The 13,520-nt window shown below is 73.3% G+C and carries 11 protein-coding genes; 5 read left to right on the top strand and 6 right to left on the bottom strand.

Annotated features, from left to right (window positions below; translation table 11 throughout):
• The first annotated feature begins 78 nt into the window (after positions 1–78).
• Entirely contained in the window at positions 79–531 is a 453-nt protein-coding gene (locus tag ACZ5NW_RS30815) for an Lrp/AsnC family transcriptional regulator (protein ID WP_468747246.1), read from the top strand.
• Between the two features lie 111 nt (positions 532–642).
• Here ACZ5NW_RS30815 and ACZ5NW_RS30810 read toward each other — a convergent pair whose 3' ends face one another.
• Positions 643–1,278 (bottom strand): TetR family transcriptional regulator, encoded by a 636-nt coding sequence (locus ACZ5NW_RS30810; protein ID WP_468747351.1) that lies wholly within the window; start codon positions 1,276–1,278, stop codon positions 643–645.
• Positions 1,279–1,412: 134 nt separating this feature from the next.
• On the opposite strand from ACZ5NW_RS30810, the gene kbpA reads away from it, so the two are divergent.
• The 3 genes from kbpA (at position 1,413) to ACZ5NW_RS30795 (ending at position 5,424) form a co-directional block, all read left to right on the top strand.
• Positions 1,413–2,159 carry an AfsK-binding protein KbpA gene (gene kbpA, locus ACZ5NW_RS30805; protein ID WP_468747245.1) on the top strand — a complete coding sequence of 249 codons (747 nt, stop codon included), beginning with the start codon at positions 1,413–1,415 and terminating at the stop codon, positions 2,157–2,159.
• Positions 2,160–2,352: 193 nt separating this feature from the next.
• A complete protein-coding gene (afsK, locus tag ACZ5NW_RS30800) occupies positions 2,353–4,734 on the top strand; it encodes a protein serine/threonine kinase AfsK (RefSeq protein WP_468747244.1) in 2,382 nt (793 codons plus the stop codon).
• A 165-nt stretch (positions 4,735–4,899) separates the two neighbouring features.
• Entirely contained in the window at positions 4,900–5,424 is a 525-nt protein-coding gene (locus tag ACZ5NW_RS30795) for a hypothetical protein (protein ID WP_468747243.1), read from the top strand.
• A 7-nt stretch (positions 5,425–5,431) separates the two neighbouring features.
• On the opposite strand, the gene ACZ5NW_RS30790 is transcribed toward ACZ5NW_RS30795, so the two are convergent.
• The 3 genes from ACZ5NW_RS30790 to ACZ5NW_RS30780 are packed head-to-tail and all read right to left on the bottom strand — an operon-like array spanning position 5,432 to position 7,765.
• On the bottom strand, positions 5,432–6,202 hold the full coding sequence (locus ACZ5NW_RS30790) for an enoyl-CoA hydratase/isomerase family protein (RefSeq protein ID WP_468747242.1): 771 nt from the start codon (positions 6,200–6,202) through the stop codon (positions 5,432–5,434).
• On the bottom strand, positions 6,199–6,615 hold the full coding sequence (locus ACZ5NW_RS30785; RefSeq protein ID WP_468747241.1) for a Zn-ribbon domain-containing OB-fold protein: 417 nt from the start codon (positions 6,613–6,615) through the stop codon (positions 6,199–6,201). The genes ACZ5NW_RS30790 and ACZ5NW_RS30785 overlap by 4 nt, the downstream gene beginning before the upstream one ends.
• A gap of 1 nt (position 6,616) precedes the next feature.
• Positions 6,617–7,765: a lipid-transfer protein gene (locus tag ACZ5NW_RS30780; RefSeq protein ID WP_468747240.1), complete on the bottom strand. Its 1,149-nt coding sequence runs from the start codon at positions 7,763–7,765 to the stop codon at positions 6,617–6,619.
• A 93-nt stretch (positions 7,766–7,858) separates the two neighbouring features.
• Here ACZ5NW_RS30780 and ACZ5NW_RS30775 point away from each other — a divergent pair, with 93 nt between their 5' ends.
• The gene (locus ACZ5NW_RS30775; RefSeq protein ID WP_468747239.1) at positions 7,859–9,427 is read left to right on the top strand and encodes a FadD3 family acyl-CoA ligase; all 1,569 of its coding nucleotides are present in this window, start codon (positions 7,859–7,861) and stop codon (positions 9,425–9,427) included.
• A gap of 382 nt (positions 9,428–9,809) precedes the next feature.
• Here ACZ5NW_RS30775 and ACZ5NW_RS30770 read toward each other — a convergent pair whose 3' ends face one another.
• Together ACZ5NW_RS30770 and afsR are read right to left on the bottom strand one after the other, a co-directional pair.
• Positions 9,810–10,019, bottom strand: a complete 210-nt coding sequence (locus ACZ5NW_RS30770; RefSeq protein ID WP_468747238.1) for a hypothetical protein — start codon at positions 10,017–10,019, stop codon at positions 9,810–9,812.
• A 230-nt stretch (positions 10,020–10,249) separates the two neighbouring features.
• Positions 10,250–13,396, bottom strand: a complete 3,147-nt coding sequence (gene afsR / locus ACZ5NW_RS30765; RefSeq protein ID WP_468747237.1) for an SARP-family global regulator AfsR — start codon at positions 13,394–13,396, stop codon at positions 10,250–10,252.
• Positions 13,397–13,520: the final 124 nt, after the last annotated feature.

The following is a 13,520-nucleotide window of genomic DNA, read 5'->3' as shown; positions in this document are numbered from 1 at the left end:
GTGACATTAGGCTCGAACGGCCCGAAAGTGTTCCCAGAGTTTGCCCGGTGTGCGAGAGCGCGTGGAAAGATCTGCCCCATGGACGACGTTGACCGGAAAATCCTTGCCGAGCTCCAGCTGGACGGGCGGCTGACCGTGACCGAGCTGGCCGCCCGGGTGCGGCTGAGCGTCTCGCCGTGCCACCGGCGGCTGCGCGAGCTGGAGCGGTCGGGGGCGATCAGCGGATACCGGGCGGTGGTGGAGCCGGCCGCCGTGGGGCTGACCTTCGAGGCGCTGGTCTTCGTGTCCATGCGGCAGGAGGACCGGGACACGGTCGCCGAGTTCGAGAGCGCGCTGGCGGACATCCCCCATGTCCTGGAGGCCGAGCGGCTCTTCGGGGAGCCGGACTATCTGCTGCGCGTGGCCACGGCCGATCTCGCGGCGTTCCAGCGGCTGTACGACGAGCGGCTGGCGACACTGCCGGGGGTGCAGCGGCTGACGTCCACGCTCGTGATGAAGCATGTCGTGAGAGACCGCCCACTGCCCGCTTAGCTCCGGAGGGGTTCGGCTCGGCTGCGGGGTGCGGGTGGTCTGGGGTTTCTCGCGCAGTTCCCCGCGCCCCTTTCGGGGCGCTTGACAAGACGTGGGGATGAAAAAGGGGCGCTACTTCGTCGGCTTCTTGCCGGTCACTCCCAGGTGGACCAACAGGGCGAGATTCGGCTTGAGTTCGGCCTGTTTCACGCCCCAGGTCTGGAAGCCCTTCTGGTGCCCGGCGACGGCCGCGAGCATCGCGACGAGCGAACCGGCGATCGCGGCCGGGTTCACGTCCTTGTCGACCTTGCCCTTGTTCTGCAGCTCGGTGACCGCGTCGGCCAGGGAGTTGTTCACCGAGTTGAGGATCTTCATGCGGAGTTTGTAGAAGCGCTTGTCGCCCTCGGAGGCGCCGAGGTCGACCACGCGCAGGATCGCGTCGTTCTTCCGCCAGAACTCCAGGAACCCGTCGACGAGTTCCTGCGCGGTCTGCCAGCCCGCCTTGCCCACCCAGGACCGGCCTTCGAGCAGCTCGGTCAACTCGGCGCCCTCGGCGGCCATTTGCTCGGCGATCTCCAGGACGGCGCCCTCGACGTCCGGGAAGTACTGGTAGAAGGTCGCGGGTGAAGTTCCCGCCTTCCGCGCGACGTCGATGACCTTGACGTCGCGGTACGGAGAAGAGCTGAGCATCTCGCTGAGGCAGTCCAGCAGCTTCTGCCGCGTCGCCTGCCCACGCCGACCGGCCACGCGGCCGTCGACGGTACGCACTTGTCCTGTCATGCCGTCAGCTTACCGAGGGGTGATCGGAGCGCGATTCGGCCGACTGCAAATGGGGTGCATGAGGGAGAGGGGACGGGTGTGGCTGGTCTGCGGCGTGCGTGAACCGCCGTTAGTTTGGCTGTATGGCCGAAAACAGGGCATCGGTGGACGCAGGGGACTCTCCGGAGGGCTTCCCGGAGGGCATCCCCTGCTGGGTGGACGCACAGCTGCCGGACGTCGACGCGGGCAAGCGGTTCTACGGCGAGCTCTTCGACTGGACCTTCGAGGACGCCCACGGCGGCTCCGTGTGGGCCCGGCTGGACGGGGCGGTCGTCGCCGCGCTCGCCCACAAGACGGACGGCCGCATGCCCACCGTGTGGACGGTGTACTTCGCCACCCCGGACGTGGCGGCGACCGCCCGGCGGGTGCTGGAGGCGGGCGGGCAGATCGTGATGGCGCCGACGGCGCTCGGCGATCTCGGCACCGCCGTCCTCGTCACCGACCCGGAGGGCGCCGTCTTCGGCCTGTGGCAGGCCGCGGCCCACCCCGGCTTCGGCGTGCGGCACACCCCGGGCACCTTCGCCTGGGCCCAGCTGTACGCCCGCGACACCGACAGCGCGAACGCCTTCTACGGCGGTCTCTTCCACGAGGCGCTGTTCGGCCCCGACGCCCGCCCCGACTTCGGCCGCGCACCGGTCTCCGACGTCTTCCCGGCCGAGATGCCGCCGCACTTCCTCGTGCACTTCGGGGTGGAGGACTGCGAGGCGGCGCTGGCGGCGGTGCTGAGGCTCGGCGGGCGGGTCCAGGCGCCACCCTTCGAGACGTCGTACGGGAAAGTGGCCGTCGTCACCGACAATCAGGGGGCGTCGTTCGCGCTGCTGGAGCGGTAGGGGGCGGCGGAGAGCGGGCGGCAGTAGGTCCGGTTCGGTGGGGGACATCCCATTTGCGGCCGGGTTCGCAACCGGTGGCGCGGCCAGGAAGAATCGGGGTGCGTGCCGCCACGGCGGTGCGGTGGTGAGACGCTGCACTTCGGTCGCGTACACATAGTGGGTGGCGCGGCTCGTACGGGGAGGTGGCAGGCAAGTGGTGGATCAGCTGACACAGCACGATCCGCGGCGGATCGGGCCGTTCGAGGTGCTGGGACGGCTGGGCGCCGGCGGCATGGGGCTGGTCTATCTCGCGCGCTCGGCGTCCGGCCGGCGCGTGGCGATCAAGACGGTCCGCACGGAGCTCGCCGAGGACCAGCTCTTCCGTGTGCGCTTCACGCGCGAGGTGGAGGCGGCCCGGGCGGTCTCCGGCTTCTACACGGCGGCCGTCGTCGACGCCGACCCGCGCGCCGCCGTGCCCTGGCTGGCCACCGCGTACGTCCCCGCGCCCTCCCTCGAAGAGATAGTGAACGAGTGCGGCCCGCTCCCGGCGCAGGCGGTGCGCTGGCTCGCGGCGGGCGTCGCCGAGGCGTTGCAGTCCATCCACGGCGCCGGCCTGGTCCACCGCGACCTCAAGCCCTCCAACGTCCTGGTCGTCGAGGACGGCCCCCGGGTCATCGACTTCGGCATCGCCTCCGGCGTATCGAACACACGTTTGACGATGACGAACGTCGCCGTCGGCACCCCCGCCTACATGTCCCCCGAGCAGGCCAAGGACTCCCGCAGCGTGACGGGCGCGAGCGATGTCTTCTCGCTCGGCTCGATGCTGGTCTTCGCCGCCACCGGACACCCGCCCTTCCACGGGGCCAACCCGGTCGAGACGGTCTTCATGCTGCTGCGCGAGGGCCCCGACCTGGAGGGCCTGCCGGAGGAACTGCGCCCGCTCATCGAGTCCTGTATGCAGATGGAGGCCACCGCCCGGCCCAACCCGGCGGACCTCCAGGCCCAGCTCGCCCCGCATCTCTTCGGCTCCGGCTCCGACGACAGCGGCACGGCGTCGGCCTGGCTGCCCGAGAAGGCGGTCGGGCTGATCGAGTCCCGCCGGGGCGGCCGGCCGGCGGTGAAGCCCGCCCCGACGACCGGCGGCCGCAGCGGCGGCGGACGCCCCGGCGCCGGGCCCGTCCTGCCGCCCCCGCCCTCCCACGACCCCGTGTTCCCGTCCTCGTCCGGCCCGGCCCCGGTGCCGGTCCCGGTGGGCGCCCCGGACACCGGCCCGGTGCGGCTGGCCGGCGCCGCCGTGCCGATCGGCCCCGGCCCGCGCGTCGCGGACGTACGGGCCACGGCCGCCGTCAAGGCGCCCGCTCCCGAACCCGGCCTGGTCGCCTCCTGGTCCCGCCCGCGCCCCGGCGTCAACGGCGCCGACCCCGTCGTACCGGCCGCGCCCACCGCGCTCCCGGACGCCGCCGCGGCCGGCTGGCGGCCCTGGCGCTTCCGGATGTCCAACGACGTCTGGGGCACCCCCTCCGTCGCCGGCGACCTCGTCTACGTCACCTCCTTCGAGGTGCACGCGCTGGACGTGGCGACCGGCCGCCGCCGCTTCAAGACGCGGGACGTGGCCTGGTCGATGGCGGTCGCGGACGGCCGTATCCACGCCTCGGACGGGCCGACCCTGTTCGCCCTGGACGCCCGTGAGGGCCTTGATCTGTGGCGGCTGCCGACGGACGCCTGGGTGTACACGCTCAAGGCCGACCGCGGCACCGTCGTCACCGGCACGCGCGGCGGCGGCGTGCAGGCGTGGGAGGCCGCCAACGGCCAGAAGCTGTGGGAGATCGCCGGCTGTCAGACCGACTTCGAGTCGCCCGAGGCCGGACCGGTCGTCCACGAGGGCACGGTGTTCGTCTGGCAGGACGCCCGTCTCAGAGCCCTGGAGGCGCGCACCGGCGAGGAGCGCTGGTCGTACCCCATCGGCGACGCGGCCTCCTGCGGCGGCGTACCGGTCCGGGTCACCCCGGGCCCGGACGGCTTCGTCTATCTCTCGGCCGGTACCCGTGTCCTCGCCATCGAGGTGGTGAGCGGCATGGTGCGCTGGCACTTCGAGGCCCCGGCGGTCTTCCTGAGCCCGCCGACCTTCGTGCCGGGCCCCGCGGTCACGGGCGGCGGGGTGTATCTCGCCGACTACCTCGGCACGGTCTACGCCCTCGACGCCACCGACGGCCGCGACCGCTGGCGCATCGCCACCGAGTCCCGGGCGTCCGTCGACCCGGTGCTGGTCGCGGCGGGCCATGTCCATGTGGGCAGCGGCAAGGGCCTGTACACCCTGGACGCGGTCACCGGCACGCCCAAGTGGCGCTTCCAGGCGGGCGGCGACATCGTGGGCGCGCCCGCGGTGGCGGAGGGCCGCATCCACTTCGGCTCGACGGACCACCTGCTGTACACGCTCAAGGCCGACGACGGCCGGCTGCGCTGGAAGCTGGCGACGGGCGGCGAGATCACCGGCTCCCCGGTGGTCAAGGACGGCGTGGTGTACGCGTGCAGCAAGGACCGCTGCGTGTACGCGCTGGACGCGGAGAAGGGCACGGGCACGGCCCGTACCGCGTAGCGGGTGCGGGACGGCCGTCGTACCGGGCTTGTACGGAAGGGGATCCAGACGGCGGCCGTCGCTGCGGAGCGGCAGCTGCGCCGCTCACCCCAGACGCTACGCCGGGTGCGGTGCGGTCGCCACGCGGTGACATGGTCGTGACAGCTGTTGCCTAGAGTGACGGGCATGCGACGACGGGGACACATGGTCAGGCTCACGGTGGTGACGGCTCTGGTGGGGCTGGCGCTCACCGGTTTCTCCAGCGGGCGGCACGGGCACGGTGGTGGGCACGGCGGTGGGGGCGGTTGCAGCAGCTCCAGCCAGGACCACGACGGCGGTTCGTCGTCGAGCGGCGGCACCTCGGGGTCCCGGTACCACGACTACGACGATGACGACGACCGCACCGACGACGACACGTACGGCAGCAGCGACGGCGACTCCGCGACGCCCGTGCCGCAGACCGCCGGGGTCGAGCTCATCGCCTGCGCGACGCCCGACCGGCCGTACGCGACGGTCGCGGTCACCAACCCGAACGCGACGGCCCAGAGTTTCCGGATCGCGGTCACCTTCTACGACGACCGGTCCGAGCCGGTGGAGGACCAGGAGACGAGCGTCTACGTCGCCGCGAACGACACGCTCGAAGTGAAGGTGACCCTGGACGCCCCCGGCGACGCGGCCCGCGTGGACCACTGCGACGCCTCCGCCGTGTGAGCCCGTCTCACCGCGTCCGGAAGTCCCGCCCCCGGCGCGCGAACAGCCCGGCCTGACGGTCCGGGGGCAGGTTGCCGAGGGCGACGAGCGGGGCCGCCCGGGCGAACGCGAGGGAGCGGGCGGCCTCCTGGGCGGCCCACAGCGCCCGCACGGTCCCCTGGACGGCCTCGGTGGGGAATCCCGCGACGACTGCGGCGCGGTCGACGGCGGCGGCGAGGGCGTCGCCCGGGCCGGTCACCTCGGACACCAGCCCGATCTCGTGGGCCCGGCGGGCGGAGATCCGCTCGGCGGTGCCCATGAGCATCATCCGCGCAGCCTCCCCGTACGGCATCCGCAGCGCCATCAGCATGGACTCGTACGCGCTGACCATGCCGTAGGTGGTGTGCGGGTCGAAGAAGACGGCGTTCTCGCCGGCGATCAGGAACTCGCTCTCCCCGAGCAGGTAGAAGGCGCCCCCGCAGGCCATCCCCTCCACGGCGGCGACGACCGGCTTCCACAGGTCGTTGGCCTTGGGCCCGATGGTGAGGAGCGGATCGTCCTGCGCGTACGGGGAGTTGGGCTGGGGCACGACGGTGTCCCGGTCGATGCCGGTGCAGAAGGCGCGCCCGCCCGACGCGGCGAGGACGACCGCGCGGACGGTGTCGTCGAAGCGGAACTCCCGCCAGGTGGACCGCAGTCGGTCGGCGAGGGCGGTGTCGATGGCGTTGAGCCGGTCCGGCCGGTCGAGGGTGACGACGGCGACGCCCGTGTCCCGGTCGGTGCGGACGCGCAGGCTCATGGCCGCTCCAGGACCCATTGGGGCAGCCCGTCGGCGGTGAAGACGACCTGGACGCGGGCGCCGATGCGCAGCCGGTCGGGGGAGAGGGAGTTCAGGGGCGCGCCGGGGGCGGTGACGAGGTTGCCGACCAGCCGGATACGGGGGTGGTCGGCGAGCTCGACGAGGACGACGTTGTACGGGGCCTGCGCGGCGTAGTCGGGCAGCAGGGGCGGGTGCGGGACGACGTACGACCATATGCGGCCCCGGCCGGACACGGGCCGCCACTCGCTCGCGAAGGACTGGCAGTGCGGGCAGCAGGGCCGGGGCGGGAAGCGGGGTTCGACGCAGTCGCCGCAGGTCTGGACGCGCAGTTCGCCCTGGGCGGCGTACTGCCAGAAGGGGGTGCCGTCGGGGTCGGGGACGGGGGAGAGCATCTCAACTCCTCAGGAGCAGCGCCGAGGTGGGGACGCCTTCGCCGGCGGTGACGAGGCAGGTGGTGGCGCCGGGGACCTGGGCGGTGCTGGTGCCGCGCAGCTGCCGGACGCCTTCGGTGATGAGGTTGAAGCCGTGCACGTACGCCTCGCTGAGCCCGCCGCCGGAGGTGTTGAGGGGCAGCCGTCCGCCGATCTCCAGGGCGCCCTGCTCGGTGAAGGCGCCGCCCTCTCCCCGGCCGCAGAAGCCGTACCCCTCCAGGGAGAGCGGTATGAGGGGCGTGAAGGCGTCGTAGATCTGGGCGACGTCGATGTCGTCGGGGGTGAGGTCGGCCTGTTTCCACAGGTGGCGGGCGGCCGTCCAGGAGGGGCCGGTGAGGGGGTCGTCGTTCCAGTAGTTGACCATGCCGTGGTGCTGGGCGGGCAGGCCCTGGGCGGCGGCGTGCACGTAGACGGGCCGGGTGGCGCAGTCGCGGGCGCGTTCGGCGCCGACGACGACGCAGGCCAGGGCCCCGTCCGTCTCCAGGCAGTTGTCGAAGAGGCAGAGGGGTTCGCTGATCCAGCGGGACGTCATGTACATCTCGCGGGTCAGCGGGCGGTCGTACATGATCGCGGCCGGGTTCTGGTTGGCGCGGTTGCGGCAGGCGAGGGCGACGTTGAAGAGGTGGTCGCGGGTGGTGCCGTACTCGTGCATGTGGCGGCGGGCCAGCAGGGCGATCTCGTCGGCGGGCCGCAGCAGGCCGAAGGGCCGGGTCCACTGGGCGGGGGTGGGCAGCTGGACGGCGGTGTTGGTCCAGGGGCGGGGTCCGCTGCCGCGCTTGCGGGACCGCCAGGCGACGCCGACGGTGGCCTGCCCGGCGGTGATGGCGGCGGCGAGGTGGGCGACGGTGGCGCAGGATCCGCCGCCGCCGAAGCCGGCCTTGCTGAAGAAGGTGAGGTCGCCGAGGCCGAGGGCCTTGGCCAGCTCGACCTCGTCGGTCTCCTCCATGGTGTAGGAGGCGAGGGCGTCGACCTCGCCGGGGGCGATGCCGGCGTCGTCGAGGGCTGCGAGCACGGCCCGGCAGGCGAGGGTGCGCTCGTCCTCGGGGAGGTGTCTGGCGAACGGGGTCTGGCCGATGCCGACGATCGCGGTGGCGTCCTTGAGGGCGGTCATGCGCACACCTCCGCGCGGGTGAAGGGTTGCTGACAGTCCGTCAGACTATCGTTAATCTGACGGGTAGTCAGCTACGGCGTGGGGAGGCGTGCGGTGCGCGGTGATCTGGAGTGGGGCAGCATCCCGGGACTCGTCCGGTCCGCCGCGGAGCGGTACGCGGACGTCGAGGCGGTGGTGGAGGGCCGCACCCGGATCTCCTACGCCGAACTCGGCGCCCGCGTCGAGCGGTCGGCGGCGGCCTGCCTGGCCCACGGCGTCGCGCCGGGCGACCGGGTCGCGATCTGGGCGCCGAACACGCTGGACTGGATCGTGTCGGCGCTGGGCGCGGTGTCCGCCGGAGCCGTGCTGGTGCCGCTGAACACCCGGTTCAAGGGCGCGGAGGCGGCGGACGTGCTGCGCCGGAGCGGGGCCCGGCTGCTGTTCGTGACCGGGACGTTCCTGGGCACGTCGTACGTGGCGTCGCTGCGGCGGGCCGTCGCCGAGGGGCCGGGGCTGCCGGACCTGGCGGACGTGGTGGTGCTGGCGGACGACGCCCCGGCGGACTTCCGCACCTGGAAGGACTTCCTGGCGAGCGGCGAGGGGGTGAGCCGCGCCGAGGTGCGGGCGCGCGCCTCGGCGGTGGAGGGCTCCTGGCCCTCGGACATCGTCTTCACGTCCGGTACGACGGGCCGCTCCAAGGGCGCGGTGATCACCCACGCGCAGACCCTGCGGGCGTACGAGGTGTGGTGCGAACTGGCCGGGCTGCGGCGGGGCGACCGCTATCTGATCGTCAACCCCTTCTTCCACACCTTCGGTTACAAGGCCGGGGTCATCGCCTGTCTGATGCGGGGCGCGACGATGATCCCGCAGCCGGTGTTCAACGTCGGTACGGCGCTGGCGAACATCGCGGCGGAACGGGTCTCCGTCCTGCCGGGCCCGCCCACCCTCCACCAGTCGCTCCTCGACCACCCGGCCCGTGACGCGCACGATCTGTCGGCGCTGCGGCTGGTGGTGACCGGGGCGGCGGTGGTGCCGCTGCGGCTGGTGGAGCGACTGCGCGGGGAACTGGGCGTGGAGACCGTCCTCACCGCGTACGGCCTCTCCGAGGCGAGCGGCATCGTGACGATGTGCCGGCATGGCGACCCGCTGCCGGTGATCGCGTCGACGTCCGGGCGGGCGATCCCCGGCACCGAGGTACGGGTGGAGGCGCCGGCCGGTGAGCCCGGTGAGGTGCTGGTGCGCGGCTTCAACGTCATGCGCGGCTACTTCGAGGACGAGGCGGCCACCGCGCGGGCCCTGACCGAGGACGGCTGGCTGCGGACGGGCGATGTGGGGGTGCTGGACGCGGCGGGCAACCTGAGGATCACCGACCGCATCAAGGACATGTTCATCGTCGGCGGCTTCAACGCCTACCCGGCGGAGATCGAGCAACTCCTCGGCCTGCACCCGGATGTGGCGGACGTGGCGGTGGTCGGCATACCGGACCCCCGACTCGGCGAGGTCGGCAAGGCGTACGTCGTCCGCCGCCCCGGCTCGCTCACCACCGCCGAGGACCTGATGGCCTGGTCCCGCCGCGAGATGGCGAACTACAAGGTCCCGAAGGCGGTGGAATTCGTGAGCGAACTGCCGCGCAACGCGAGCGGAAAGGTGGTGAAGGGGGAGCTGCGGGGCACCGGCCGGTGAACGCGGCGATGGGGGAGGCGCGGGGCGCGGGGTGGTGAACGCGGCGATGGGGGAGGCGCGGGGCGCGGGGCGGTGAACCGCGGCGATGGGGGAAGTGCGGTGCACCGGGTGGTGAACGCGGCGAAGGGGGAGGCGCGGGGCGCCGGGCGGTGACGCGGCGATGGGGAGGCGGGGTGCAGCGGGCGGTGAACGCGGCGAAGGGGGAGGTGCGGGGCGCCGGGTGGTGAACCGCGGCGATGGGGAGGCGCGGTGCAGCGGGCGGTGAACGCGGCGAAGGGGCCGGACCCCCCCAGGTCCGGCCCCTTCTGTCCCCCCGTGGTGCCCCGGCCGCGGTGGCTCCCCCTCGGTGCCGCCGTGGCCGGTCCCCGTCGGCCAGGCTTCGTCAGGCGGTCTCGCCCGTGGCGTGCGAGTTGTCCGGCGTGGCCACCGTGGTGTCGTCCCCCTTGAGGACCGTGGTGTTCACCGGCGCGATGGTCGCGTGGCTGTTCAGCGGCTTGATGGGCTCGCTGGTGGCGTGGCTGTTGAGCGTCGTGACCTCGGCGGCGTCCGTGCCGGTCTCGTCCGCCGCGATGTTCTTCTGCTCGTCGCTCATGGCTGATCCCCTGAAGGTTCGTGAAGTCGTGGTTGGGAAGGTCCCGCCCGGCAACTCCCCCGCGGACTGCCGGGCGGGCGCCTCCGGGCCGCTCCACCCTAGCTGCGGCCCACGGCCGTTCCGGCTGCCCCCCGAGGCGGCGGATCGACACCATGAGAGTGCCGGACGGCGATAAACGAACGATGAACGTGCCCCGTTCCCCGCCTCGGGCCACCGCCCCGTTCGCCGCCTCAGGCCACCGCCCCGGCCCGCAGCAGCCCTCGTACCGTCTCCGCCTCGCCCGCCTCCAGCGCCTCGAAGATCTCCAGCGCCTCGCGCCAGCAGACCTGGGCGCGGCCGGGCTGGCCGATGTCCGTCAGAGCGCGCCCCAGAACCGTGAGGACCTGGCCCCGGCGCCATTCGCCGCCGATGCCCCGGAGCACGGTGAGGGCCGCCTCCGCGTTGGTCGCGGCCTGCGCCGGGCGTCCGGCCGCGAGGTCGAGTTCGGCGAGACGGAAGAGGGACATGCCCTCCCACAGCCGCATCCGGCTGTCCCGGAACACCTCCAGGGCCTCCTCCAGACGCTCGGCGGCCCGGTCGTGCTGCCCGCACGCGGTGAGCGCGAGGCCGAGCGCGTACCGGCCGTTGGCGCCCTTGAGGGCGTGCCCCATCGCGTCGTACATGTCGCTGCCCTGCTGGGCCAGGGAGACCGCGCTCGTGGTGCGGCCCATCGCCAGGTGGATGCGGGAGAGGTTGCACAGGGCGCTGGCCTCGCCGGGGCGGTCCCCGCAGGAGCGGAAGCTGTCGATGGCACGGGTGAGGTGTCTCTCGCCGTCCTCGAAGCGGCCCTGGTAGAGGGCGATGATGCCGAGCATGTTGGACGCCCAGCAGCCGGGCAGCGGGTCGCCGGCCGTGTCGGCGAGCCGGACCGCCTCGATGGCCTGCTCGCCGGCGAGTTCGAAGCGGCCGATCAGATGGTGGCCGTTGGCGAGGGTGACGAGGGCGCGCGCCTCGGCCCGCTGGTCCGCCGCCGCGCGGGCCGCGTCCCGCAGGAAGGCGGCCGTCGTCTCGTACTCCCGGGAGTTGGCGCCGGACTCGGTGAGGTCGACGGCCGCCCACAGCAGGTCCACGGCGCGCCGCAGGAAGCCGGGCGCGGTGGACTGCCGCACGCAGGCGAACAGGGACATCGCCTCCGTGTAGAGCCAGTCCTGGGCCCGGTGCCGGTCCCCGAACAGCAGGCCCGGGTACTCCGTCTCCTCCAGGTGGTCGGTCAGCCGGTCCCCCGGTCGTTCGATCGCGTACACGCTCGCCGCTGTCGCGAGGTAGAAGTCCAGGAGGCGGGACATCGCCGCGTCGCGTTCGCTGGGCGGGTGCTCGTCGCGTTCGGCGCAGGCGCGGGCGTAGAGGCGTACGAGGTCGTGGAAGCGGTAGCGGCCCGGGGCCGCCGATTCCAGGAGGGACGTGTCGACCAGGGACTCCAGGACGTCCTCCGTGTCCTCCACGGGGAGGTCCAGCACCGCGGCGGCGGCCGCGAGCGAGATGTCCGGGCCGTCCGCGAGGCCGAGGAGGCGGAAGGCGCGGGCCTGGGCCGGCTCCAGCTGGCCGTAGCCCAGTTCGAAGGTCGCCTTCACTGCCAGGTCGCCCGCCTGGAGTTCGTCCAGCCGGCGCCGCTCGTCGGCGAGCTTCGCCGCCAGCACGGAGACCGTCCAGGTGCGGCGGGCCGCGAGCCGCGACGCCGCGATCCTGATCGCCAGCGGCAGGAAGCCGCACGCCGCGACCACGTCGAGCGCCGCCTCCCGCTCCGAGGCGACCCGCTCCTCACCGACGATCTTCGTGAAGAGGGCGAGCGCCTCGTCCGGGGACATCACGTCCAGGTCCACGAGGTGGGCGCCCGCGAGGTCCACCATCCTGACCCGGGAGGTGACCAGCGCCGCGCAGCCCTCCGTGCCGGGCAGCAGGGGCCGTACCTGCGCCGCGTCCTTGGCGTTGTCCAGCAGCACCAGGACCCGGCGGCCGTCCAGCATCGAGCGGTACAGCGCCGACCGCTCCTCCAGGGAGTCCGGGATCGCCGCGTCCGCCGTGCCGAGGGCCCGCAGGAACGAGCCGAGCACCGTCTCCGGTTCCGCCGCCCGCTGTCCCGCGCCCTGGAGGTCCACGTACAGCTGGCCGTCCGGGAACGCCGCCCGGGCCCGGTGGGCGACATGGACGGCGAGGGTGGTCTTGCCGACGCCGCCGATGCCCGCGAGCGCGGAGACGGCCATCACCCGGCCCTCGTTGCCGGAGGCGGCGGCCAGCACCTCGCTCAGTTCCGTCACGAAGGACGAGCGGCCGGTGAAGTCGGGGACGGTGGCGGGCAGTTGCGCGGGGCGCACGAGGGCGACCGCGGGTTCCGCCGCCGGGGCGGCGGGCAGTTCGGTCAGCTCGGGGTCGGCGCGCAGGATCCGTTCCTGGAGGTCCCTCAGGCCCTTGCGCGGGTCGACGCCCAGCTCCTCGGCGAGGAGGCGCCGGGTGTCGGCGTAGACGGCGAGCGCCTCGGCCTGACGTCCGCTGCGGTAGAGGGCCAGCATCAGCAGTTCGCGCAGCCGCTCCCGCAGCGGATGGGCCGCGGTGAGGGCGGTCAGCTCGGAGACGGCCTCCGCGTGGCAGCCCTGCTCCAGGTCCATGTCGAGGCGGGACTCCAGCAGCCCGAGCCGCCACTCCTCCAGGCGGATCCGCTGGGTCTCGGCGTACGGGCCGGGCACGCCGGCCAGCGCCTCGCCGTCCCACAGGGCGAGCGCCCGGTTCAGGGTCTCCCGGGCCCGGCCCAGGTCCCCGGACGCCCGCGCCTTCTCCGCCTCCGTCGCGAGGCGCTGCGCCTCGGCCAGGTCGAGGGCGCCGTCGCCGAGCCCGCGTACGGCGTAGCCGCCGGACTCGCTGGTCAGGACGCCCTGGTCGAGGATCTTGCGCAGCCGGGAGGCGTACGTGCGCAGCGCGGCCAGCGCCTGGGACGGCGGTTCCTCGCCCCACAGCGCGTCGATGAGTTCCCCGGCGGTGGCCGTACGCCCTTCGCGCAGCAACAGGGCGGCGAGGAGGGCACGCTGCTGCGGCGATCCGGTGGGCAGCGGCTCCTCCCCCCGCCAGGCCCGCACGGTCCCGAGCACACCGAACCGCAGGACGGCACGGGCGGCAGCGGAAGCATGGGAGGCACCGACAGCAGCGAAAGCACTGGAGGCACCGCCGGCCCCGGCGTCACCGGCGGCACCGACCTCCGGCGTCACGGCCTCCGGCTCCCCGCTCACCGCACCCGGACGCGTCGCCTCCGCCGCCCCACTCACCGCACCCGGACGCGTCGGCTCCGCCGCCCCGCTCGCGGTGTCCGGACGCCTCTGCTCCGGCACGCGCGGTCCACCGTCGTCCATGGGAGTCCCCCTCGGCTTTCTGACCATCCAGGTCAGTTTGCCCTGTCCATGCCGGAACCGTCAGCCGGGCGAGACGCCGATCACAACGCGGCTCACGGGAGTCCACAAAGCCCGCACATCCGTG

This window comes from Streptomyces sp. NPDC032126 (genome assembly GCF_055580085.1).
This window is presented reverse-complemented; position numbering and strand designations above follow the sequence as displayed.

Excerpts from the sequence above, each read along its gene's own strand:
- ACZ5NW_RS30815 (WP_468747246.1), top strand. The coding sequence starts at position 79 with ATGGACGACGTTGACCGGAAAATCCTTGCCGAGCTCCAGCTGGACGGG.
- kbpA (WP_468747245.1), top strand. The coding sequence starts at position 1,413 with ATGGCCGAAAACAGGGCATCGGTGGACGCAGGGGACTCTCCGGAGGGC.
- ACZ5NW_RS30795 (WP_468747243.1), top strand. The coding sequence starts at position 4,900 with ATGCGACGACGGGGACACATGGTCAGGCTCACGGTGGTGACGGCTCTG.
- ACZ5NW_RS30790 (WP_468747242.1), bottom strand. The coding sequence starts at position 6,202 with ATGAGCCTGCGCGTCCGCACCGACCGGGACACGGGCGTCGCCGTCGTC.
- ACZ5NW_RS30785 (WP_468747241.1), bottom strand. The coding sequence starts at position 6,615 with ATGCTCTCCCCCGTCCCCGACCCCGACGGCACCCCCTTCTGGCAGTAC.
- ACZ5NW_RS30780 (WP_468747240.1), bottom strand. The coding sequence starts at position 7,765 with ATGACCGCCCTCAAGGACGCCACCGCGATCGTCGGCATCGGCCAGACC.
- ACZ5NW_RS30770 (WP_468747238.1), bottom strand. The coding sequence starts at position 10,019 with ATGAGCGACGAGCAGAAGAACATCGCGGCGGACGAGACCGGCACGGAC.
- afsR (WP_468747237.1), bottom strand. The coding sequence starts at position 13,396 with ATGGACGACGGTGGACCGCGCGTGCCGGAGCAGAGGCGTCCGGACACC.